Genomic DNA, 23455 nt, shown 5'->3' with positions numbered 1-23455 from the left:
TTTATAAACAGGTAAAGACACCGACATTTTCAGTCGGTGTCTGATACATTTTTAGCTTAGCTAAGTTAAGTGATTACTTAATCTCAACTACTGCTCCAGCTTCTTCTAATTGTTTTTTAAGAGCTTCTGCTTCGTCTTTAGCAACACCAGCTTTTAATTCTTTTGGTGCTCCGTCTACTAAGTCTTTAGCTTCTTTCAAACCTAAACCAGTTAAGTCTTTAACAAGTTTTACAACTGCTAATTTCTGACCACCAGCTTCTTTTAAGATTACATCAAAAGATGTTTTTTCTGCAGCAGCAGCAGGTGCATCACCACCAGCAGCAGGACCAGCAACTACAGCAGCAGCTGCAGGCTCAATACCATACTCATCTTTTAAGATTTGAGCTAATTCATTAACTTCTTTTACTGTTAAGTTTACTAATTGCTCAGCAAACGCTTTTAAATCTGCCATTTTATTAAGATTTTAAAAATTTACGTGTGTAATAATTTTGTTTAATTTGCGAACTTAAGGTGTTCGTTAACCTTCTCTTTCTTGAAGAGTTTTAACAATTCCTGCAATTTTGCTACCGCCTGATTGAAGCGCAGATAGAACATTTTTAGCTGGTGACTGTAATAATCCAATGATATCGCCAATAAGCTCTTCTCTTGATTTTAAGCTTACTAAGTTATTCAATTGGTCGTCGCCAACGTATACTGATGAATCTATATATGCTGCTTTAAGCACTGGTTTATCAGATGTTTTTCTCAAAGTTTTAATCAACTTAGCCGGAGCGTTTGCTGTTTTTGAGAATAATAATGATGATGAACCTTTAAGGGCTTCGTATATCTCAGAAGCATCGCCATCTAAACCTTCAATCGCTTTGCGGATTAAAGAGTTTTTAGCAACCTTCATTACGATATCACCTTCGAAACATTTGCGGCGGATGTTATTGATCTGCTCTACAGAAAGGCTAGAAGTATCAGCAATATAAAAATTGCCAAACTCTTGCATTTGTCCTTGTAGTTCTAAAACTACTTCGTTTTTTTCTTCTCTGTTCATGATTAGATCCCCGCTACTGATTTTGTTTCAATTGCAATCCCAGGACTCATTGTAGAAGACACGTGAATGCTCTTAAAATAAGTTCCTTTTGCAGCAGATGGTTTTAATTTAGAAATCACTTGAATAATCTCAAGTGCATTCTCATAAATTTTGTCTGCTGGGAATGATACTTTTCCTATCGAGGCGTGTATGATACCCGTTTTGTCTACTTTAAAATCAATTTTACCTGCTTTAACCTCTGTTACAGCTTTACCAACTTCGTTAGTTACTGTACCAGATTTTGGGTTAGGCATTAAGTTCCTTGGACCTAAAACACGGCCCAATTTACCTACCTTAGCCATACAAGCTGGTGTAGTGATAATAATGTCTACATCGGTCCAACCACCTTCAATTTTAGCTACATACTCGTCTAAACCTACGAAGTCTGCGCCAGCTGCTTTTGCTTCTTCTTCCTTATCAGGAGTTACTAAAGCTAAAACACGTACAGTTTTACCTGTTCCGTGTGGTAAAGTAGCAATACCACGTACCATTTGATTGGCTTTACGCGGATCTACCCCTAAAGATACATCAATATCAACTGAAGCATCGAATTTAGTAGTAGTGATTTCTTTTACCAAAGCAGCAGCATCCTTCAAAGTATAAGCTTTACCAGCTTCTATCTTAGCATGTGCCTTTTTTTGATTTTTAGTTAATTTCGCCACTGTTGTAAACTGTTTTTTAATTAATTGTTCCAGGGTGCGTCACCAGAAACGGTGATTCCCATACTGCGTGCTGTACCGGCAACCATACTCATTGCAGATTCGATCGTAAATGCATTTAAATCAGGCATTTTATCTTCAGCAATAACTTTAATCTGGTCCCAGGTCACCGATCCAACTTTTTTACGGTTAGGCTCAGCAGAACCACTCTGTAATTTAGTAGCATCTTTTAACTGGATAGCTACCGGAGGGGTTTTGATGATGAAATCGAATGACTTATCAGCATAAACAGTAATTACAACTGGCAATACTTTACCTGCTTTATCTTGGGTACGAGCGTTGTACTGTTTGCAAAACTCCATAATGTTCACCCCTTTAGCACCTAATGCAGGTCCTACTGGTGGCGATGGATTTGCCGCTCCGCCTTTGATCTGTAATTTGATCATTGCACTGACTTCTTTTGCCATTTTGTGTTTTTTGTTTATTTAAAACTCAATGTTAAATATTTGGAAGCATGTAACATTTAATTCCTTATAGCTCCTATAAAGCTTAAAGGACTGCAAAGATATGGATAATCTTGCAGATGCACAATAGATGGAGAAAAATATATTAACTATTCCTCTTTAAAACAGAAATTAAATAATTATCAATAAATTTTTCTATAATTTATTAATCAAAACTCTAATTAATCTCCCTGGGTAAGCTGGCATCGACTATCGGCTTCAATACAATTAAAGACTTTCCATAGACTGCCTCAGGAATCAAATTCGCAACACTGTTTAAAAAACCAGTTTCATAATCTATTGAACGATCACTTATTCTATAACAGTAATAAGAAAAAAGTACAATCTTTGAAGAGTATTCTTTAAAATTAAAATTGTGCTTGATAATTCTCTTTAACAAAGAATTATCAAGCACATATAATTTCTTCGTTTCGGGATTCAATTTACTTGAGTAATATAAAGTATCAATTTTACCTTCTGCATCAAAGGAAATTGCTATTGTGAAGAAATGTGCAAAATTCTTTTTGGTGTTATCATAGGCATCCGCTTTTGTACCCGTTACAACCAAATGGCTTATGAACTCTGGCAACTTAGGTGTTTTCTGCCCAAATGCTACGCTATTCAATAGCATAACAAAAATAAATAATAGGTATTTCATAGTTAATTACAATATGTTCCTTGTTTAGGAGATGTAGACTTATTCGTATATTTTCCATTTACCTCATTTATTGCATCTCTTTGTACTTGAGTTAGTTTACTTGCGTAAAGATTAGTTCCTTCTAAACCTCCCCAACTAAGAGCCCAAGCATCTTGACTACTAATATTCGGAAAAGCAATTTTTAAAGCACCTGTCATTAATACCAAATATTTATTGGCCATATCTTCATGCTGGGTTGAAATATTGTACTTCCCATCTGAGCCCATGGTTAATTTACTGAACATGTATGCGTGTAAAATCTCATGGTAAATAGTACTTAGTATATATTCTTGAGAATAGCCCGGCAGCTTATTCGCATTTAATCTGATATCGAAATAAATTGAGGTTGCACTCGCTCTTCCTGCATCTCCAGAAATATTGTCAGGCAAAGTGGTAACATCTGTAAATGTTAAATTTAAACTTTCAAATTGTATAGTTCCTCCAAAAGTTTCATTTAGCATATTTCTAATAGTTGTTTTAGCACTTAATGCATTTGCCAATTGTGCTTTAATACATGGGTTTTTAACACTATCAATTATCTCTTTATTAGGAGGATTATTTGCACTACCAGTTCCACTTCCACCAGTTCCACCATCCGAACCCCCACCAGCGGTATAGCACATAGTATAAAGATAAGCAGAGTCTAATACCTCTCCAGTATATGGATCCCGTTCTACCCAATAATATCGGTAACATTCTGTAGCATCATGATCTATAGTCATTTTAAGCCTATCTTTAAGTGTTTTAGGATTTTCGTTAATCCGTCCTACTAATTCCCTCTTAAATATATGCCAGCCATCAATAAAATCATGATCCAAAGTAAACAGAAGTGCGTTCCCCTCAAAAGTACCTGCTAAACCAACAGGATTTCGATTCATCATAGCTTTATAAGTCCTGATAAGTCCAGGCTCATCTGTTGGAGGTACAGAATTGATAAACTCTGCGATATAACCGGTTATATGAACTGTCGAAACATTAATGAGTAAAGTGCTGTTAATTTTTTCTTTACTACTATAGGTAATAGTTGTGGGTAAAACTATAAATTTTTCCTTATCAATAATAAGGATTTTTGATGAAGACCAATCTGGCGTATATAATTTTATTTTTTGTTGATAAAACCAGTTTTTCGCAATAGACATAACATCCGCTTGTGGCAATAGTTCACTTTGTTTATTACAAGATTGAATGATGATCCGTCGTTACAACTAATAAAGTTAAAGCCAAAATATAAGCTTTTATAAGAGCATAAGTTTTCTTCATTTTGTTAATTTAGATTTTATAAGCAAAAATTGTATGAGAGATGAGATAAACGAATATACTGATGAAAACTTAAACTACAAATAAATAATACGAAAATGTATTAAAAAACAAAATCGTAAAAAAGCCTAATAAGTAAAATCTAGGATTATATTTTTCTAAATAATTTCCCTTCTTTTGTACATGCATATTATTATGACTAATTAATCTATTAGTTTAACAAACACATAATATCCTTGACACTCACCGCAAAAGACAAGCTTATATCTCTGAGTGACTATATCTATTTCGAATTTAAAATATCCAAAACCTGTTTTAAATCATCCACTATTTCACTATAGGATAATATTGCTGATGTGCTGGGCTTTGCAATACTTTTTATCACTTTATTACTATGTATATAATAACGTGTCTCGACAGTATTTTTTATTTTAGAATCTTTCACGTACATCGGCTTATCATAGCATATCTCCTTTCTAAATACAAAGAATAACCCTTTGTTATTAAGGTAGTAATCCACCTCAGCTCTTCCTGTTTCACCATAGAAAACACAATGTATTTTTTTTAGGATATTTTTATTATAATAGCCGATTACCTCTCCACCTTCAGCAGACATATCTGGCACATCCTTAGCTTTCTTTTTATAATGCTTTAACTGTTTATTGATCGCTGAAAAGTCTGATTGTATTTTCTTGATCACAGCTGGAGTGTCAATCGATGCTTTTATTGAATGATGATGCGCACTGAAACCATCAGTGCTGTAACAAAACATACAAATCAAAAATACAAGAAGCCCTTTCATATCTGTTATGGTTTTAAATGCTAATCATTAAAGATAACCCGAAAGCGTAAATAAAATCTATACAAAACAAAAAGGCCTCAGAAAATAAATCCTAAGGCCTTTCAAATATTTCAAAATAATTTCTTACTCTTTTTCTACTTGCATGTAGTTAAGCTCAAGTGGTGTTTTACGTCCAAAAATCTTAACCATAACTTTCAGTTTTTTCTTCTCTTCGTTTACCTCTTCGATAATACCTGAGAAACCATTGAAAGGTCCGTCCATAACTTTGATACCTTCGCCAACATAGTAAGGCACATTCATCGTTTCGCCCTGCTCGCTCATTTCATCAACCACACCTAAAATACGGTTAACTTCCGCCTGGCGCATTGGGATTGGATTACCAGCTTTATCACCCAAGAAACCAATAACACTATTAATTCCTTTAATGATGTGTTCTAATTCTCCATCTAATGTAGCTTCGATTAAAACATAACCGGGATAAAAGTTACGTTCTTTGGCAATTTTTTTACCATCTTTCATTTGGTAATATTTTTCCATTGGTATTAAAACCTGAGGAACCAAATGAGAGAAACCTAAACGGCTGATCTCAGCATCAATGTACTGTTTTACTTTCTTTTCCTTACCGCTAACAGCCCTTACAACGTACCACTTTAGATCGCTCATTAGTAAATATTAATTAGAAAGTGATTTATAAAAAGTATCTAACACAAATGTTGATCCTTTATCCATTGCAAAAATAACCAATGCAATAATTAAAGAAGCCACTAATACAAGAATTGCAGAACTTTGCAGTTCGCCCCAGGTAGGCCATGTAACCTTCTGGGTCATTTCATCGTACGATTCTTTTATAAACTCAACTACTTTAGCCATATTTAATTTATTGAATGACAGAATGACTAAATGAGTGAATGATAATATTCGAAAGCTGACTTTCAAATTCAATCATTCACTCATTCAATTACTCAACCATTGTTTTGAGCACGGGAACAAGGATTCGAACCCTGATCAAAGGTTTTGGAGACCTCTATTCTACCGTTGAACTATTCCCGTATTTAGAAAGCGAAGTGTTTAAGTGTACCCAAACACTTCGCTTTTCTTATTTTTACTTAAGCCCGGTAAACCGGGATTTAAGATTTATTTTAAAATTTCAGTTACCTGACCAGCACCTACTGTTCTACCACCTTCACGGATAGCGAAACGTAGACCTTTTTCCATTGCGATAGCGTTGATCAACTTTACAGTGATTGTAACGTTATCACCTGGCATTACCATCTCAGTACCTTCAGCTAGTGAAATCTCACCAGTAACGTCTGTAGTACGGAAATAGAATTGAGGACGGTATTTGTTGAAGAATGGAGTGTGACGACCACCTTCTGCTTTTGATAATACATAGATCTCAGCTTTGAAATCAGTGTGAGGAGTTACTGAACCTGGTTTACAGATTACCATACCACGACGGATATCAGTTTTCTCAATACCACGTAACAATAAACCTACGTTATCACCAGCTTCACCGTAATCTAAAATTTTACGGAACATCTCAACACCAGTTACTGTAGATTTTAAGTTCTCAGCACCCATACCTAAGATCTCAACTGGATCTCCAGAGTTGATTACACCACGCTCAATACGACCAGTAGCAACAGTACCACGACCAGTAATTGAGAATACGTCTTCAACAGGCATTAAGAATGGAAGATCAGTTAAACGTGGAGGAATTGGAATGTAGCTATCAACAGCATCCATTAATTCCATAATTTTACCAACCCATTTAGGATCGCCGTTTAATCCACCTAATGCAGAACCTTGGATTACAGGAATATCATCACCTGGGAATTCATAGAATGATAATAATTCACGAACTTCCATTTCTACTAATTCTAATAATTCAGGATCATCAACCATATCCACTTTATTCATGAATACAACTAATGAAGGTACACCAACCTGACGAGCTAATAGGATGTGCTCGCGAGTTTGTGGCATTGGACCATCAGTAGCAGCAACAACGATAATTGCACCGTCCATCTGAGCAGCACCAGTAACCATGTTTTTCACGTAATCCGCGTGACCTGGACAGTCAACGTGTGCATAGTGACGGTTAGCTGTTGAATACTCAACGTGAGCTGTATTGATTGTAATACCTCTTTCTTTTTCCTCTGGAGCAGAGTCAATTGAATCGAATGAACGTGCCTCAGTTAAACCAGCATCAGCCAAAACTTTTGTAATAGCTGCTGTTAAAGTTGTTTTACCGTGATCGACGTGACCGATTGTACCGATGTTTAAGTGCGGTTTACTGCGGTCAAATTTTTCTTTTGCCATTTTATTTATAACTAATTAGTAGGTTAACTTTTTATTATTTTTATTTATTGTTTTTTCAACACAAAAAACCTTGTCTACTCTGCTTATTAAACAGATTTAACAAAGCTTTATTATACCTGAGCCAACTATGGGAATTGAACCCATGACCTCTTCCTTACCAAGGAAGTGCTCTACCGCTGAGCTAAGTCGGCTTTTTAGTTTCCAGTTCCAGCTTTTTAGTTTTAACCAAATTAAAACTGTTACCAATAACTGCCCACTTTCTAATTTTTATTGGAGCGGAAGACGAGGTTCGAACTCGCGACCTATAGCTTGGAAGGCTATCGCTCTACCAACTGAGCTACTTCCGCTTTTAAAAACTAGTGATTGATTGAATGAAAGAATGATAGAAATAATCTCTCATTAAAACATTTGGTCGTTCATTTAAAGTGTGGGGAGAGAAGGATTCGAACCTTCGAAATCTTGCGATAACAGAGTTACAGTCTGTCCCATTTGGCCGCTCTGGAATCTCCCCATTTTTTACTTTAAAATGCTAACACTTTAAAATAAAAAGAGCCTCCTATCGGAATCGAACCAATGACCTACTGATTACAAGTCAGTTGCTCTACCAGCTGAGCTAAGGAGGCTTTAAATTTTGTGCAATGATACGAAAAATCTTCATTTTTCATACTATTAACGTGTTTTTTTAAAACTTTTATCTTTTTAAAGAACAAGCCTTTTCTTCTTGGCCTAACACCGTTTCCGAAAGGGAATGCAAATATACACACTTATATTTCACTTCAAAATAAATTTGAAAAAAAATAGTGAACTTTTTTAGCCCTCTCACCCAATTAAGATGATTTAAAATAATAGGTACTTCATAATCAGTCGCTTTGCTTTCGCTTAAAATTGTATTATTTCTTTAACTTTTTCTGTGTTCTAACGAATATGAATCGGTTTTTAAGTTTAATTGCGCTTGCGCCCATGTTCTGGCGCTTTCCAGCTATATCCTTTAACACCACCGAATCGTTTATATCCTTATTAAATTTAAAAAAAATCAATCGGTACCATTATTTATTAGCCAACAACAAACAATAGCGAATTTCTCATGATGGCACATAAAAAAGGCAACATAATGATTAATCATGTTGCCTTTTCTTAAAGTTATGCTGATTTTTAGTAATCAGCAGCTTCGCTTTCGCTTAAAATTGCTTTATGCTCACTTAATTTTGCGCGTGTTTTATCTTTATGTTTAGTGATCTGCTTTCTTAATGACTCAATTGCCAGATCTGTGGCTTCTTCGAATGATTTACATTGTTCTTTAGCGAAGAGGGTGCCTCCCGGTACAATGAGTTTTATCTCACTAATTTTATTGGCCTCATCCTCTACGTTTTCTAACTTTAAATACACTTCTCCGCTAATGATCTGGTCGAAAAACTGATCTAGCTTATTTGCTTTTTTTTGTATAAAATCTAACAACTTACTGTCTGCACTGAAGTGGATTGATTGAACTCCGATTTTCATTTTTCCTCCTTTTTTTATGCCTTTGGATGGGCTTGTTTATAAATTGTTTTTAATCTTTCGATCGAATTGTGGGTGTAAACCTGGGTTGCTGCTAAGCTGGCGTGGCCCAAAAGTTCTTTAATTGCATTTAGGTCTGCCCCTGCGTTTAGCAGGCTTGTTGCATAACTGTGCCGAAGCACGTGGGGACTTTTCTTCTCATTAGTTGATACATGGTTTAGGTATGAGGTAACTATACGGTATATTAATTTTGGATATGCCGCTGCACCTGTATTGGTAACGATTAAGATAGGCAAATTGTTATTAAAGTTTTGCAACTTTTTTAGCTCAATATAGGTATTTACCTGATTAATAAGCTGTTTATTTACGGGGATGATCCGTTCTTTATTTCTTTTACCCAATACTTTTATTGTTCCCGAATAAATATCAATATCAGTATCCTTTAACTGAAGCAGCTCTGTTAAACGCATGCCAGTTCCATAAAGCAGTTCCATTACCAAATGATCGCGAACGGATGGAAAACTTTCGTTAAAATAATGCTCCGAATCGAGCAAATGATCCATTTTTTGTGTATCAACAAATACGGGTAGCCTTTTGGGTATTTTTGGCGCCTTAATTAAAACAGTAGGGTTTTGATCAATCTTTCCAGTTCTATGTAAAAATTTATAAAAGCTCCGTAAAGTCGAAATTTTTCTATTGATGGTCTGTTCTGATACTTCCTTCTCCATCAGATCTACCATATAGCTCCTTAGATGTACATGCTTTACCTCTAAAAAGTTCAGATTGAATGTAGTCTTAATGTACGCTTCAAACTGATCTAGATCGGTTTGATAAGAGGTAATGGTGTGCTGAGAATAGCGCTTCTCGTGAGTTAAATAGGTGATAAAACTTTTTAGCAACATTCAATATTTTTTTGAGGGGCATTGATATGAAGTTACAAATAGTTTTGATATAAAGAAATCATTAATTAATTGTTTATTGTAAAGTTTTTGATTTCCTTTTAAACAAAAAAGTCCTCCCGATTTTACATCAGGAGGACTTTTAACGTATCTATATCTTAAACAACTATGCAGTTGTATCTTGATTCATATTCTGAATGTAAACAGCATGTTTAATTTCAGTACGACGAGCAACGGATTTTTTCTCGTATGCTTGGCGACTACGTAGTTCTCTCAATACACCAGTTTTTTCAAACTTTTTCTTGAAACGTTTAAGGGCTTTATCTAATGATTCGCCGTCTTTAATGTTGATAATGATCATAACGCTGAAATACCTCCTCTCGTGGTTTTTAAAATTTCCCGTGCTATCGGGGCTGCAAATGTAAGCAAAATATTGAAAATGAGAAAGGTTTTATAAAAAGAAAAAATATTTAAATCGTTAGTTAAACTAAACTGTTGTTTAACTACATTTATATATACATTATATGATATGACAACAGGCAAAAAAGTAGGCTCAATTATCGCGGTTATAGTCGTTATTTTACTCGTAGCAATTTGCTATTACCGGTATTTCTTTGTTTTTGGCGAGGGCGTTAAGGCCGGCGAATTAAATTATGTAGTAAAGAAAGGCTATCTCTTTAAAACCTACGAAGGGAAATTGATCCAGAGTGGGGTAAAATCCAGACAAGCAGGAACATTGCAAAATAATGAATTTGAGTTTTCTATTGCAAGTAAAGAAATTGCAGATAAAATGATGGCCAATAGCGGCAAATTTTACGAACTCCACTATAAAGAATATAAAAATACCCTGCCTTGGCGCGGATTTAGTGTTTATGTAGTAGATAGCATTTTAACTACGAAAGATATAGCGCAATAATGTAAATGGTTTAGGGTTTAGGGTTTAGGGTTTAGGGTTTAGGGTTTAGGGTTTAGGAGAAATTACTCTTTTGAAGATTGGTTTTTTAAAACCTTACACCATAAACCTTTTACTCCCTAACCTTTTTTCGGCACCTTCGCTCCTTCTTTCCTGGCTTCCGATAATCCGATAGCAATTGCCTGCTTTTTTGAAGTTACTTTTTTACCTGATCCGCTTTTAAGCTTACCTTCCTTCATTTCGTGCATGGTTTTTTCTACTTTCTCACCAGCTTTTTCTGAATACTTTGCCATATTTTTAGTTCATTAGTTCAATGGTCAATAGTTTATTGGTAATTGCCCATTGGTTATTGCTTTTTAGTCTTTAATCTTTAGTAAGAACACCGGCAATTGAAAATTGGTTTTCAAAATTTTAAAACAAAAAAAATCCGGAGGTGGTTAAACCATCCGGATTACTCATAATATATTTGGTTTTTATAAGGTTGAAGGCGAAAGGTTTAAGGTATAAGGTTCGATGCATAAGCCCTAAACCTTCTACCTTAAACCCTCTACCTTGATAATACTTCTCTGGCAATTACAATCTTTTGTATTTCTGAGGTGCCCTCGCCTATTGTACATAATTTACTATCGCGATAAAATTTTTCTACCGGAAAATCTTTGGTATAACCATAACCGCCAAATATCTGCACAGCTTCTGTTGCCACCCTTACCGAAACCTCTGAGGCAAAGTATTTTGCCATGGCCGATTCTTTTGTCATAGGCAAATGCCTGTTCTTTAAATCTGCCGCCTGGCGGATTAATAGCTCTGCGGCTTCGATCTCTGTAGCCATATCAGCTAGTTTAAAACTAATGGCCTGAAAGCTGGAAATAGGCTGACCAAACTGCTGGCGCTGTTTTGAATAAGCTACCGCTGCATCAAAAGCACCTTTTGCAATACCTAAAGCCAATGCCGCTATAGAAATCCTCCCACCATCTAAAACTTTCATCGCCTGTTTAAAACCTTCGCCAACATTACCCAATAAATTAGCCTTTGGCACGCGGCAGTTGTCAAAAATCATTTCTGTGGTTTCTGATGCACGCATGCCTAATTTATTCTCTTTTTTGCCCGCCGTAAAACCAGGTGTACCGCGCTCTACCACAATGGCCGAAATCCCTTTCGAACTTCCCTGCTCTCCTGTTCTTACCATTACCACTGCAATATCGCCACTTTTACCATGGGTAATCCAGTTTTTTGCACCATTTATTATATAGTAATCGCCATCTTCAACAGCAGTGGTCATCATTCTCAAAGCATCCGAACCCGTGTTTGCTTCGGTTAAACCCCAGGCACCAATCCATTCGGCCGTAGCTAGCTTGGGTAACCACCTTTGCTTCTGTTCTGCATTAGCAAAGGCCAGAATATGCCCGGTACACAAAGAGTTGTGTGCAGCCAATGATAAGCCGATTGAGCCACAAACCCGGGCCACTTCTACAATCACATCAACATACTCCTGATAGCCAAGTCCAGAGCCTCCATATTCTTCGGGAACCAAAACGCCCATTAAGCCTAATTCTCCGAGCTGTTTAAACAATTCGACAGGAAAATGCTGTGCCTCATCCCATTCCATTATGTGTGGACGAATGTTTTTCTCTGCAAAATCGCGGACCATGGCCTTTACACTCTGCTGAGTTTCTGTTTCTGAAAAATCGAAGCTTACGCTCATTAAATTTATATTTTAAAGTTAGTTGAGGCAATTATAAACAATTATTTGATAGTTAGTTACCATTAAATATTTGTGCAATTACAGAATGAAATGGTATTCGGTTCAATTAGTTTATCGGTTAATTTTAAACCTTGAAATTAAAGAAGAAAATTTTTTCTATTTTTCTTACAACGATAGCCGAATAATTTTTGATAGTGGCGTTTTGGATTGAACGAGGATAACGTATTAACAGTTTATGTATCTTAAAAAAAACAGCATGATGGATACTGAAACAAGTTCAGTATCACGGCTCGCAGGAAAAAACAACTGAAAGCAGCTTTTGGCTGAAAAGATTTTAAACCATGAATTGCAATTAACCTGGGCCAGGCAATACATAAATTTATCCTTCCTTTTTGGAAATCAGGTACAGAAGCTTTGGGGCTTATGCAGCCCTGCTCTCCACTTTACTCCGTTGCACTCCGTGTTCGTTCCGATCAGGTTTAGGTGGCTCGGCCGGCACTATGATTTGCGGGTTGACCAGCATTGCCCTAACATTACAAACCTGATTGGAACGGGCACACTCCCGATATGAGTAATTGTTTCACAGGTTTTCATCGGGAGAGTAAAGTGTAAAGCAGGGCTATCGGGACCGATTAGCACTACCATTGCTTTCCAAATCAAATAGAAAATTTATTCCTTTTAAACCTTGAATTGTAATTAACCAGGACCAGGCAATACATAAATTTATTCTTCCTTTTTGGAAATCAGGTACAGAAGCTTTGGGGCTTATTCAGTCCTGCTCTCCACTTTACTCCGTTGCACTCCGTGTTCGTTCCGATCAGGTTTAGGTGGCTCGGCCGGCACTATGTTTGAGGTTGACAAGCACTGCTCTTACATAATTAAACCTGATTGGAACGGGCACCCTCCCGATATGAGTAATTGTTTCACAGGTTTTCATCGGGAGGGTAAAGTGTAAAGCAGGGCTATCGGGACCGATTAGCACTACCATTGCTTTCCAAATCAAATAGAAAATTTATTCCTTTTAAAACTTGCACCGGCATGTTATTGCTTTTCAAAAACATTTAGCCCATAATCTTAAGCTTTTAAAAAGAAATATAAGGGGTAATTTTATCTATCACCTGTTGGTTAAGGAGCACAATCTTTTTCAGATCAGATATGCCTGAATAATTGCCATGCTGCTTACGGTATTGAATAATGGCATTAATCTGCTTGTAAGAAAGGTATGGATTGCGCTTTAAATCGTTAAATGTTGCTGTATTTATATTTATCGTTTTTAATGGGGTATTACTGATTTCAATCTGATCTTTAATTTCGGCATACTTATTAGAATCTAAACCATAAACTTCTAGTAGCTGCTCTTTTTTGTAAAAACCACCTAAACGTTCACGGTATTTAATAATTCTAAGCGCAAAAGTTCCGCCTATACCTTTTATCTCATCCAATTGTGCAGAATCGGCCTGATTAATATCGACGATTACTAAAGTTTTTTTAGCGTATTCCTTTTTGTTGAAAGGTATATATTTTCTTGAGGCATTAACGGGCTGATCGGGTATGTTAACATAAGGTAATATCTTTTTGTACATTTCTGGTGAAATGGTATACATTTTCTGAAGATCTTCGGCTTTGTAAAACTTACCGCCCTTAGCGGTATAATTCATAACCGATTGTGCCTGTTTTGCTGATAAACCTAAAGTTTGCCAACCCCGTGCATCTAAAGTGTTGGGATTGAATTTGAAAAGTTTAACCGTTTTTTCGGGGTTTGAATTTTCAAGCCGATCACGGATAGTGTTGGCATATGCCCGATCTCTTATGGTTAGCTTCTGAATTTGTGCTAAAAGATCTGAACTATCATTTGAAACTGGCCGATAATAGCCATATATAATAGGCGTTGCCTTAATTACAATAATAATAAAGACTAGAAATAGCAATCCATTAAATTCACTTTTGCTAACACCAAAATTTTTGTTGAGCCAAATTCTCATTGATGCGATATGACATGTGTATTATAAATATAAATCTTATTTTTGGAATTGCAAAACAGAACAGGTTTTGCCTATCAACAATCTAAGAATTTATATGAAGATCATAACTACATCTGAGTTTGCAAAAGCAACAAAGATAGATAAGCTAGGTGTACCAGGTTTAGCAGGTTTGATGATGGAGATCATGAAACTGAACGACATCAATGACGTATTCGCTCAAAATCAACACTTTAAAGGCTTAGAATTTGTAGACAAGATATTAGAAACCATTGGCGTATCTATAGAATTTGATGATGATGATTTAAATAGTATTCCGAAAACAGGCCCTTTTATTGCTATTGCAAATCACCCTTATGGTGGTGTAGAAGGCTTGGCTTTAGTTAAACTTTTGTGTACGGTTAGACCTGATGCCAAAGTGATGGTCAACTTTATTTTGAAAAAAATACCAAACCTGGATGAATTTTTTGTTGCTGTAAATCCTTTCGAAAATGTGCAGCACTCTTCAAGCATCAGTGGATTAAAAACGACTTTTGATCTGCTCAGAAATGGAACACCGATTGGTATTTTCCCTGCAGGAGAGGTTTCTACCTTTAAGTTAGATGCCCAACAGGTGACCGACAGGATGTGGCATCCTGTTGTTGGAAAACTGATTGCTAAAGCAAAAGTACCTGTTGTACCTATTTATTTTCACGGCAATAACGGTGTTTTCTTTAACATTTTAAGCTTCATCCACCCTACCCTGCGTACTGCAAAGTTACCTTCGGAATTTTTAAATAAACATGGGCGCACCATTAAGGTGCGGATTGGCAAACCAATAGCTGTATCTGAAATTTCGCACATGAACAGCAGCAATAAACTGATGGACTTTTTAAGGGCCCGGACATATGCACTTGGTGTTGGCTTAGATACAGAGAAAAAACTCTTTAATCCACTGAACTTATTCAAGATTAAAAAGAAACCTGTTGAGGTAATTGAAGAAACTTCGAGGGTTTTAATTAAAAATGAGGTGGTGCTTTTAGAAGATTTTAAAGTTTGGACGGAAAAAAATTACGAAGTATACATTGTTCCGACATTAAAAATCCCCAATATTTTAAGGGAAATTGGCCGTTTACGTGAAATTACTTTCCGCGAGGTTGGTGAAGGAACAAACAAAAAAATCGATCTTGATAATTACGACATCTACTATAATCACTTATTTATATGGGACAAGGATTTAGAAAATATTGTAGGTGCTTACCGGATTGGTAAAGGAGATGAAATTTTAGAAAGCATGGGCCGCCGTGGATTCTACCTGTCTGAACTGTTTAAAATGAAAGATCAGTTCTACCCAATGTTGAGACAAGGGATCGAGCTGGGCAGATCGTGGATCAGAAAGGAGTACCAGGGTAAACCACTCCCATTATTTTTGCTCTGGAAAGGAATTTTAAAATACCTGATCGATAACCCACAGTACCGCTACATGTTCGGACCAGTGAGCATTAGCAACAACTTCTCTAAATTTAGTAAGGCCTTAATTGTAGATTACATTACCAAAAACCATTTCGATTATGAGATGGCAAAGTATGTAAAGCCAAGAAACAAGTTTAAAGCTGATCTTTTACCAATTTCTACAGATACATTGGTTGATAGCAGTGAGTCTTTTAAAGATCTGGATAGCATTATCGGAGATATTGAAAACTCGCATATTAAGATTCCGGTATTGTTGAGGCAGTATATGAACCTGAATGCGAAGATTATCTCATTCAATATCGATCCTAAATTTTCTGATTGCTTAGATGGCTTCTTAGTGGTTGATACGCATAATATTCCACCAGAAATGCTCGAAAAGCTCGGTAAGAACCTATAAACGAATTCAATAAAAAAACCCAGACATCCATCTGGGTTTTTTATTATCAACTAACCTAAACTTTATAAATACTAACCAAATATTTATGCCACAAAAGTAGGCCTACCCTGTTAAATTGGTGTTAATGAAATATTATTTATAGAATTTTCTTCCTCACAATTTCTTAATCGATTAATACGCTGTTGTTCATATTATTCCATTATCTTTAGGTACTCTGTATGAGCTATGATAAACATTCTTCTTCGTGAGAGCCGAATGTTTCCCTCCCTTATATTTAGCTCAAATAAAAAATCCTTTATCAAGTTGGCTCCCTAATGGAATCAATTTTGAAATATAATTATGACAGTCATTTCTAAAGAGAATTTTTCAAAGGCAACAGGCATTTGTAATATTCCAATCCCTGGTCTTGCTTCCTTTTTAATGAGGTTCTTGAAGATTAACGACTTCAATGGAATTATTAGAGATGCTTATACCTTAGAAGGAGAAAAATTTGCCAATCATATTCTGGATGTTCTGGGCGTTACTATCCAGATCAGTGATGAGGATTTAGCCAACATTCCAAAAGAAGGTGCATTTATTGCGATTGCAAACCACCCCTACGGTGCTATAGAATCATTGGCATTATTAAGTACTCTTTCCAATTACCGACCTGATACAATGTTTATGGGAAATTTTCTGTTAAAGAAAATCCCAAACCTTGAGAAATGTATTATCGCGGTTAATCCGTTCGAAAAAGTTCAGGATTCATCAAGTATCAGCGGATTAAAAACAACTTTAAAAGTTTTAAAAAATGGCAGCCCTGTTGCTATTTTTCCGGCAGGAGAAGTTTCTTCTTATAAATTCAGAAAAAATCAGATTACCGACCGCGAATGGCATCCCGTGGTTGGGAAAATTATCTCAAAAGCCAATGTACCCATATTACCGGTATATTTTCATGGCAATAATGGCATCTTTTTTAGCATGCTGAAATTTATACACCCTTCGTTACAAACAGCAAAGCTGATTTCAGAGTTATTCAACAAAAATGGTCACCAGTTAAAAATCAGTATCGGCAAACCCATTCATTTGAAAGAAATAGACTGTAAGGATTGTAATACCTCGCTTTTAAAATATTTAAGAAAGGAACTTTATTCCCTAAAAAAATAAGTGGATCGGAATTCATGAAAATACAATGTTAATTTCCCATTAAGCAATACCCCATTTGTTCACATAAAGAAATTGTTGCTTTTATGTTAATAATAGGTAAATTTAATGTAACCAAATATAGCGCGGTTTGAAAAGAGGGATTTACACATATATTTTGAGGACTATTTTATTCGCTTATCTGATGATCAGTAGCATCGTCTCGAGGGGACAGAATTATTCTTTCGATTTTTATGATGGGACCTTTAATTTTAGTGTAGATTCTTCAGTGGTTTTTCCAATTCCTAAAACAGCAACTGCATCAGCCGTTTCGAACTTTTACAACCACATCTCTTCTGGCCAGTATAGCCCCCTTATTTCGTCTTTAGAAAAATACCAGAAAAAATATAAGTTAAACGACTGGATTTATTACCAACTGATCCGCAAAACAGCCGAACAGATTAGTCCGAAAGCAGATAATTATTTTGGCTATACTTTATACAAATGGTTTTTGCTGAGTAAATGCGGCTACGATGCAAGGTTAGCTGTAGGCAATGATCAGGTTATCTTTTATGTAAGAAATGAAGAAGATATCAGCGATATCCCATTTTTTATGATTGATGATAAAAAGTTTATGTGCCTGAATTACCACGATTACGGCAAACTGTTTAAACAGGCCGATGCCTACAAGCCCGTTAAAATTTCAATACCAGAGGCTAAAAACCCTTTTTCTTATAAGGTTACCCGAATGCCCGATTTTAAACCGGAAAGTTATCAGGAAAAAGATATCGAATTTAGTTACCGTCAAAAAATCCATCATTTTAAGCTAAAAGTTAATGAAGATGTACAAACCATTTTCAAAAACTATCCGGTAGTGGATTTTGAGAGTTATTTTAATATTCCTTTGAGCCGGGAAACATACAGCTCTCTTATTCCCACCCTGAAAGAAAACCTAAAAGGCATGGATCAGAAAAAAGGTGTTGATTACCTGATGAGATTTACCCGTTATGGTTTTTTATATGAAGATGACGGTGAAAATTTTGGCAAGGAAAAACGTTTTTCACCTGAACAAACATTATTAAGTACCTACAGCGATTGCGATGACCGGGCCGCACTATTTTTCTTTCTGGTAAAGGAAATATATAACCTGCCGATGATTGCCTTGCTATACCCTAAACATTTAACCATTGCTGTTCAGTTTGACAAACCAGTTGGCGAACCGATTACTTATAAAGGTAAAAAGTATTCGTACTGCGAGCCTACACCCCAGGCTCAGAATCTAAAAATCGGACAACTTTCTTCAAATCTCAGGAACAGTAAATACGAAGTGGTTTATGCATATGAACCTATTAAGAAATAAGCCATTCGCATAAATAAAAGAATACATATTAAATTAATGTTAATAAATCATTATCTTATCAACAACAGGTTGATTCATTAGCTATTTAAGGTAATTTAGATTTCTCATATTGAGTTAAATCTAAAACCTTGTCTATGTCTGCTATTATCTATACCGTTTTAAAGGAATTTTTTGTTGAGGTGAACGGTCACGCTATAAAGGCTAGAATTATGTCGCCCATTAATGATGGCAAAGTTTTCGTTTTCAAAATCAGTTCATTTTATAAAAGTAAAACTGATTCTGATGCCTATGAGCCAGCATCAACATTTACTTCTTACGCAAATGCCGAGCGGCATTTACTTCAATACCTGGAAGGTTTCCAGAATACACTCGATCTGGGCGGCGATATAGCGCCAGGAAATACTTTTTAGCTGTTTTCTTTATCATCTTTCTCAGGCGGAAGTTCTGACTGGATTACCTCTTCTTCAAATTCCTTTTTGTCTTTTTGGTTTCTTTTGATAAGATAAACGATTAAAATGGTAACAAAAATAATTACTCCGATTAATATTGGATAGTTCATATTCGTTGGATTAAAACCTAAGCGATCTGATTTAAACTAAGTTATAGGAAATATTTTACATGTTAACCACCCCTACAAGTGTTAACATAATGATAATATTAATTTAACTTTCCGATTTTCTATCTTTGGGAAAACCCATAAGTTTTAGATGAAAAAGAACAAATCCAAGTCGAAAAATCATTCGACAAGCAAAAAATTACGTAAAGAATTAGAATCGAAACTAGCCCTTGCATTTAACGAACTTGTTATCCAGTACGGCAAAGCAAAAAAAACTGATAAAGTAATCGAAAAGTTTGCAAAGCAATTAACTAAAAAAGTTACTTTCGCCACTCAAGATGATTCTATAACGCCATATATCAAAGAAGAGCAAGTAACTCCTGCAACTCCGAAGGCTAAAACAGTTAAACCTGCTGTAGCAAAGAAAGCAAAAGCAGAGGTTAAAGAGACAGTATAAAAATACGATTATAAAATAAAGCGGGTGTTCACCATTATGATGAACACCCGCTTTTTAATTACTCAATAGCTACTGTGCAATAATATTTTTTACTGCTGTTATTGTTGTTGTATACTTGCCAACAGAAATTGTACATTGCAACTGATAATTGCCAGAAACAGGGAAGCCTATTCCTGGAGTTGTTTCTCTTGTAAAAGTCCCTATAGTTTCATCATATACCATACCATTTATACCAATAGCCTCCAATGGTAACTTACCCCTTGCGCTGGATAACTCATCTTAAAATAATCTTCACCATAAGGTGAAAAATATTTGTTACCAGAAATATAAGGTACCACTAAACTATTATTATTAACTGGATATAAAGTACTGATGGCGTTAACATCATAATTAGAAGGTAACAATGGATATGTGTAAGCACTATAATCACTTAAACCTGTGCTACCATTCATTACTGAATTTGGATCAGATGTTCGTGTACCAGCAATTAAATTTTCTCCACTTTTGTAAAATAAATTCAGTATAGGAAAGGCCACCGAAAAGGCCGTATCTGATTACCCTTTCTTTACCTGTTGTTTACCTTTTCTTGCTACCAGGTTAACCCCAGGGTTACCCTTTGGTTACCTTTTCTTTACCCTGGCGTTACCTAATTCATTACCTAAAGGGTAAAGAATTGGCGAATATCAGCTATAGATAAGGTTACCTTAGGGATAACTTGGTACCACCAAGGGGTAATCAATCTTTTTGAAACCATTAATTTTATCGTTCATGGCGAGGGCTCCTGAAAATCAACAAATAGGATGCATTTAATTTGACGTTAATAATGCATATATAATCGGAAAAGCTTATAAACGTAAAAGGAGCGTTCACCGTAATGGCGAACACTCCTTTTATTTATCGTTAAAATAAGTATAAGGGTTAAAGACAGATCTTTAAATTCTTGACAATAAGATTTTTAGTACAATTACCGACGTTGTATATTTACCACTAGAAATGGTATATTGTAACTGATAATTTCCAGAGGAAGGGTGCCATATTCCAGGAGTCGTATCTAAAGTAAAAGTTCCGATGTTTTCGTTCTCTATAACCTAATGGTTAACACCATTGAAATATAATGTGAACGTGGACGATAAAACACTTCCGGTTGACCTTGACTTAGCCCTAACAAAAACTTTCGAATCATACTCATCCAAGTAGTCATTTGCTTCTACAAAAACTTTTTTGTTTCCGTTCATCGGCGTGCCTTTAATTGTTCCATAAGGATATACTAAAAACTGCTTTTCAGTTACAGGATAGTTAGACATGTCTGCAACTTCCCATTCCCAATATATATCGCTATCCACGACCGATGCATTATTTTTAGTAAACGAAATATCGTATGCAAACTTCCAGACACCATTTTCCATAAAACCATTAGGATTGTAAGAGGTACCATAAGCATGAGGAAAGCCACAGTCAGTTCCAAATAGAATCGTTTCTACTTTATTTATTGAGTTAATGGTAATATAGGACGACGGGGAAGGAGGAGGCGCCAGAGTCAAACCATATTTAATATTTGTCGAGCTTATGCGGGTTGTATTCTGAACATTATCGTAAAACTTCAATAACAAAGAAATAGAACCAGAAGAAAAATCGGCTCCAGTTAAGCCAGCAGGAACTTTAGAATCAAATGAAGTTTTAATTGTTGTATTGTAAATAGTCTCCCTGTCAGCCTGACCAGCTGCATTTTTGAAAGAATCGTTAGTTAATGAAATCGAATCTACCACAACATATTGAAGTGGAATAGTTGAACTTGAAAAGTCGCTAACTTTAGAGTAAGCTATATAAACCTTACACGCACCATTATAAAACCCACCTGTAGATAAAAGATCACGAGACAAATTGAATCTATACTTAAATCCAGTAGTTTTAGTGGCATCTGGTATTAATATCGCCCCATTTGTTAAATAGTTTGGTTCAATAGAAAAAGAGCTAATTTTGATTTGTTGTGCATTTACAGAACTAAAGAAAATCATTATGCTTATAAGCAAGAAATATATTTTGTTTTTCATATTATCCCGTATTATTTTTCGTTAACAAATTTATATTCATTTGCATACGAATAACTCAGTTCAAGGTCTTTTCTCGAAACTTTATATGCTCCACCCCTTACAGTAAACTCGCATTTGTTTTCATCATATACGATTTCATTAATACCCACACTCATTGATATGGCCAAATATTTTATTAATCTATTTTTTTGTGTAGCATCTAATTTATTATTGACCTCCAATTTCGGAACGTTTACTTCTCTTTTGCATCCCGTTAAGGAAGTGATTGATAAAACTGCAACTATTGCAATTTTAAGAACATAGGTATTTAGATTTTTCATAACTAAAAATACACACAATAGGTTAAACAAAAATTAACTATGCATTAAGTTTAAGAATAAATAAGCCAATGAACATCAAATAAAAATACATTACATAAAAACGAAATAGCAATTAATTATACTCGAAATAATATTAACAAAAAAAGGGTGTTTGCCTTAACGGCAAACACCCTTTTCAAAAATTCTTATAAAGAATAAGTAATTCTTATAAATTAGCTAACAAATCTACACCATCAACAGTAGCCCATTTTCCTTTTGTTAAAGAAGCGCCTGTTGCAGTGGTAGAAACTGTCCAGTTTGTACCAAAACTCGCTGCGTTTACTGTGAAAGTTGCTGCACCAGCGATGAACAATGTAGGGGTATTAGTTACTTTAACATTAGTTAACTTAATTTTCCCCGTTGTTACCTGATGGTCATAAGTAATTAAATCTTTGATTTGAACAGCCCCACCGACAAGTACTGTTGGAGTTGTTTGGCTATTATATCCATCAATTACGATATTGCTGTAATCGCCATTACCTTCTGCTTTAAACTGGAAAGCATCTAACTGGATTTCGCTTTGTGCTTCAGTTGTAGTACCAGTAGCTCTTTTTAAAGTAATGTTGGTTACTTTAGGCCAAAATGCATTGTTAATACTTTTTGCTTCTACTTCCATACCATAGTTAGCCACACCAGTTTGATAAGCATACCAATTGGTATTGTCTTGACCTCTCCAGCCATCTTGCCAATCAAAAGCGTCATCAGCATTACCATAAGAGATTAAGTTTTTAGCACTTACAGTACCACCATAAAATTCGAAACCATCATCATTTCCTTTATAAGAAACCAGGTTTTCTAATACTGTTCCACTACCCACTGAGTAGAAAGAGAAACCGTTTTGCTCTTTTGAGTTGGTAGTAATTACGCGACCTGCATATTCTACCCTTACATATTTTAATGAACCACCATTGTGGGCAGCGTTAGATCCACCATATGGCAATAATAAACCATCCTCGGAGTTTGAAGTTTGTACCCCTGGTGCTGCTGAGTTTACAATCGGCGCATCACCATACATGATGATACCGTTCCAAGAACCACCAACTTTTGATTTTTCGGTTAATACGATCGGATTATCTGCAGTACCATTGGCAATCAGCTTACCACCATTTAATACTACTAAACCATCATCACCATCAGTTTTATCAGCGGTAAAAGTAGAACCGGCCTCGATAGTTAACGTAACACCTGATTGAATTTTAACAATACCTTTTAACGTATAATTACCAAAAGCCAATGTCCTGTTAGCTGTAATATCGCCTGTGATTTCGCCTACTACCGGAACTTTTGTAGGGATTTCATCATCTTCGTCTTTTGAACAGCCCGTAAAAATTGTAGCTGACACAGCAATTGCATAAAGTAATTTTTTCATTTTTAATCTTTTTAATTTTCCTTT

At 35.5% G+C, this 23455-nt stretch carries 27 protein-coding genes and 5 tRNA genes; 6 read left to right on the top strand and 26 right to left on the bottom strand.

Translation table 11 applies throughout. The features are described 5' to 3' along the window. Positions 1 to 73 precede the first annotated feature (73 nt). From rplL to rpsU, 18 genes are all read right to left on the bottom strand, one after another. Positions 74 to 451, bottom strand: coding sequence for a 50S ribosomal protein L7/L12 (rplL, locus tag ACN9MR_RS03275; protein ID WP_010601097.1), 378 nt, complete (start codon positions 449 to 451; stop codon positions 74 to 76). A gap of 66 nt (positions 452 to 517) precedes the next feature. After that, positions 518 to 1039, bottom strand: a complete 522-nt coding sequence (rplJ, locus tag ACN9MR_RS03270) for a 50S ribosomal protein L10 (protein ID WP_010601096.1) — start codon at positions 1037 to 1039, stop codon at positions 518 to 520. A 2-nt stretch (positions 1040 to 1041) separates the two neighbouring features. Next, positions 1042 to 1740: a 50S ribosomal protein L1 gene (gene rplA / locus ACN9MR_RS03265; RefSeq protein WP_025143259.1), complete on the bottom strand. Its 699-nt coding sequence runs from the start codon at positions 1738 to 1740 to the stop codon at positions 1042 to 1044. Positions 1741 to 1760: 20 nt separating this feature from the next. Continuing rightward, a complete protein-coding gene (gene rplK / locus ACN9MR_RS03260; RefSeq protein ID WP_010601094.1) occupies positions 1761 to 2204 on the bottom strand; it encodes a 50S ribosomal protein L11 in 444 nt (147 codons plus the stop codon). A gap of 214 nt (positions 2205 to 2418) precedes the next feature. Beyond that, complete coding sequence (locus tag ACN9MR_RS03255; protein ID WP_426328219.1) at positions 2419 to 2898, bottom strand: hypothetical protein; 480 nt, start codon at positions 2896 to 2898, stop codon at positions 2419 to 2421. A 2-nt stretch (positions 2899 to 2900) separates the two neighbouring features. Next, the gene (locus tag ACN9MR_RS03250; RefSeq protein ID WP_426328218.1) at positions 2901 to 4076 is read right to left on the bottom strand and encodes a hypothetical protein; all 1176 of its coding nucleotides are present in this window, start codon (positions 4074 to 4076) and stop codon (positions 2901 to 2903) included. Positions 4077 to 4477: 401 nt separating this feature from the next. Further along, positions 4478 to 4996: a hypothetical protein gene (locus ACN9MR_RS03245; RefSeq protein WP_426328217.1), complete on the bottom strand. Its 519-nt coding sequence runs from the start codon at positions 4994 to 4996 to the stop codon at positions 4478 to 4480. A gap of 123 nt (positions 4997 to 5119) precedes the next feature. Beyond that, on the bottom strand, positions 5120 to 5659 hold the full coding sequence (nusG, locus tag ACN9MR_RS03240) for a transcription termination/antitermination protein NusG (protein WP_025143263.1): 540 nt from the start codon (positions 5657 to 5659) through the stop codon (positions 5120 to 5122). A 9-nt stretch (positions 5660 to 5668) separates the two neighbouring features. Then, a complete protein-coding gene (gene secE, locus ACN9MR_RS03235; RefSeq protein WP_029279332.1) occupies positions 5669 to 5866 on the bottom strand; it encodes a preprotein translocase subunit SecE in 198 nt (65 codons plus the stop codon). A 109-nt stretch (positions 5867 to 5975) separates the two neighbouring features. Further along, positions 5976 to 6046: transfer RNA gene (locus tag ACN9MR_RS03230), tRNA-Trp, on the bottom strand. An 84-nt stretch (positions 6047 to 6130) separates the two neighbouring features. Continuing rightward, a complete protein-coding gene (gene tuf / locus ACN9MR_RS03225) occupies positions 6131 to 7318 on the bottom strand; it encodes an elongation factor Tu (protein WP_086545150.1) in 1188 nt (395 codons plus the stop codon). 119 nt (positions 7319 to 7437) lie between these two features. Beyond that, a tRNA-Thr gene (locus ACN9MR_RS03220) sits at positions 7438 to 7509 on the bottom strand. Between the two features lie 80 nt (positions 7510 to 7589). Next, positions 7590 to 7665: transfer RNA gene (locus ACN9MR_RS03215), tRNA-Gly, on the bottom strand. An 81-nt stretch (positions 7666 to 7746) separates the two neighbouring features. Then, positions 7747 to 7829, bottom strand: a tRNA-Tyr gene (locus tag ACN9MR_RS03210). Between the two features lie 39 nt (positions 7830 to 7868). Next, positions 7869 to 7941 (bottom strand) — tRNA-Thr (locus ACN9MR_RS03205). Between the two features lie 529 nt (positions 7942 to 8470). Beyond that, positions 8471 to 8818: a ribosome hibernation-promoting factor, HPF/YfiA family gene (gene hpf, locus ACN9MR_RS03200; protein WP_025143266.1), complete on the bottom strand. Its 348-nt coding sequence runs from the start codon at positions 8816 to 8818 to the stop codon at positions 8471 to 8473. A 14-nt stretch (positions 8819 to 8832) separates the two neighbouring features. Next, a complete protein-coding gene (locus ACN9MR_RS03195; protein WP_426328216.1) occupies positions 8833 to 9717 on the bottom strand; it encodes a tyrosine-type recombinase/integrase in 885 nt (294 codons plus the stop codon). 163 nt (positions 9718 to 9880) lie between these two features. Next, on the bottom strand, positions 9881 to 10075 hold the full coding sequence (gene rpsU, locus ACN9MR_RS03190; RefSeq protein WP_086549247.1) for a 30S ribosomal protein S21: 195 nt from the start codon (positions 10073 to 10075) through the stop codon (positions 9881 to 9883). 168 nt (positions 10076 to 10243) lie between these two features. Here rpsU and ACN9MR_RS03185 point away from each other — a divergent pair, with 168 nt between their 5' ends. Next, positions 10244 to 10630 (top strand): hypothetical protein, encoded by a 387-nt coding sequence (locus ACN9MR_RS03185; protein WP_426328215.1) that lies wholly within the window; start codon positions 10244 to 10246, stop codon positions 10628 to 10630. Positions 10631 to 10746: 116 nt separating this feature from the next. Here ACN9MR_RS03185 and ACN9MR_RS03180 read toward each other — a convergent pair whose 3' ends face one another. The 3 genes from ACN9MR_RS03180 to ACN9MR_RS03170 all read right to left on the bottom strand — a co-directional run bounded on the left by ACN9MR_RS03180 (position 10747) and on the right by ACN9MR_RS03170 (position 14311). After that, complete coding sequence (locus ACN9MR_RS03180) at positions 10747 to 10920, bottom strand: DUF6496 domain-containing protein (RefSeq protein WP_167343677.1); 174 nt, start codon at positions 10918 to 10920, stop codon at positions 10747 to 10749. 254 nt (positions 10921 to 11174) lie between these two features. Then, positions 11175 to 12329, bottom strand: a complete 1155-nt coding sequence (locus ACN9MR_RS03175; protein ID WP_426328214.1) for an acyl-CoA dehydrogenase family protein — start codon at positions 12327 to 12329, stop codon at positions 11175 to 11177. 1082 nt (positions 12330 to 13411) lie between these two features. Beyond that, positions 13412 to 14311: a ComEA family DNA-binding protein gene (locus ACN9MR_RS03170; protein ID WP_426328213.1), complete on the bottom strand. Its 900-nt coding sequence runs from the start codon at positions 14309 to 14311 to the stop codon at positions 13412 to 13414. A 94-nt stretch (positions 14312 to 14405) separates the two neighbouring features. Here ACN9MR_RS03170 and ACN9MR_RS03165 point away from each other — a divergent pair, with 94 nt between their 5' ends. The 4 genes from ACN9MR_RS03165 to ACN9MR_RS03150 all read left to right on the top strand — a co-directional run bounded on the left by ACN9MR_RS03165 (position 14406) and on the right by ACN9MR_RS03150 (position 19049). Further along, entirely contained in the window at positions 14406 to 16157 is a 1752-nt protein-coding gene (locus ACN9MR_RS03165; RefSeq protein WP_057932483.1) for a lysophospholipid acyltransferase family protein, read from the top strand. 339 nt (positions 16158 to 16496) lie between these two features. Further along, positions 16497 to 17303, top strand: coding sequence for a lysophospholipid acyltransferase family protein (locus tag ACN9MR_RS03160; protein ID WP_426328212.1), 807 nt, complete (start codon positions 16497 to 16499; stop codon positions 17301 to 17303). A gap of 181 nt (positions 17304 to 17484) precedes the next feature. Beyond that, positions 17485 to 18639, top strand: a complete 1155-nt coding sequence (locus ACN9MR_RS03155) for a hypothetical protein (protein ID WP_426328211.1) — start codon at positions 17485 to 17487, stop codon at positions 18637 to 18639. A gap of 134 nt (positions 18640 to 18773) precedes the next feature. After that, positions 18774 to 19049 carry a hypothetical protein gene (locus ACN9MR_RS03150; RefSeq protein ID WP_057932486.1) on the top strand — a complete coding sequence of 92 codons (276 nt, stop codon included), beginning with the start codon at positions 18774 to 18776 and terminating at the stop codon, positions 19047 to 19049. Here the strand turns inward: ACN9MR_RS03150 and ACN9MR_RS03145 are convergent. Beyond that, complete coding sequence (locus tag ACN9MR_RS03145; RefSeq protein WP_426328210.1) at positions 19046 to 19198, bottom strand: hypothetical protein; 153 nt, start codon at positions 19196 to 19198, stop codon at positions 19046 to 19048. The two genes, ACN9MR_RS03150 and ACN9MR_RS03145, sit on opposite strands and share 4 nt — an antisense overlap. Positions 19199 to 19346: 148 nt before the next feature. On the opposite strand from ACN9MR_RS03145, the gene ACN9MR_RS03140 reads away from it, so the two are divergent. Further along, positions 19347 to 19652, top strand: a complete 306-nt coding sequence (locus tag ACN9MR_RS03140) for a hypothetical protein (protein ID WP_426328209.1) — start codon at positions 19347 to 19349, stop codon at positions 19650 to 19652. 227 nt (positions 19653 to 19879) lie between these two features. Here ACN9MR_RS03140 and ACN9MR_RS03135 read toward each other — a convergent pair whose 3' ends face one another. The 4 genes from ACN9MR_RS03135 to ACN9MR_RS03120 all read right to left on the bottom strand — a co-directional run bounded on the left by ACN9MR_RS03135 (position 19880) and on the right by ACN9MR_RS03120 (position 23431). Further along, on the bottom strand, positions 19880 to 20104 hold the full coding sequence (locus ACN9MR_RS03135) for a hypothetical protein (RefSeq protein ID WP_426328208.1): 225 nt from the start codon (positions 20102 to 20104) through the stop codon (positions 19880 to 19882). A gap of 636 nt (positions 20105 to 20740) precedes the next feature. Beyond that, the gene (locus tag ACN9MR_RS03130; RefSeq protein WP_426328207.1) at positions 20741 to 21703 is read right to left on the bottom strand and encodes a hypothetical protein; all 963 of its coding nucleotides are present in this window, start codon (positions 21701 to 21703) and stop codon (positions 20741 to 20743) included. 11 nt (positions 21704 to 21714) lie between these two features. Then, entirely contained in the window at positions 21715 to 22023 is a 309-nt protein-coding gene (locus tag ACN9MR_RS03125) for a hypothetical protein (protein ID WP_426328206.1), read from the bottom strand. Positions 22024 to 22228: 205 nt separating this feature from the next. After that, positions 22229 to 23431: a hypothetical protein gene (locus tag ACN9MR_RS03120; RefSeq protein WP_426328205.1), complete on the bottom strand. Its 1203-nt coding sequence runs from the start codon at positions 23429 to 23431 to the stop codon at positions 22229 to 22231. Positions 23432 to 23455: the final 24 nt, after the last annotated feature.

The organism is Pedobacter sp. R-06, assembly GCF_049913135.1.
Classification (GTDB): Bacteria; Bacteroidota; Bacteroidia; order Sphingobacteriales; family Sphingobacteriaceae; genus Pedobacter.
Note: the sequence above shows the minus strand (reverse complement) of the source record. Positions and strands in the feature narration are given on the sequence as shown.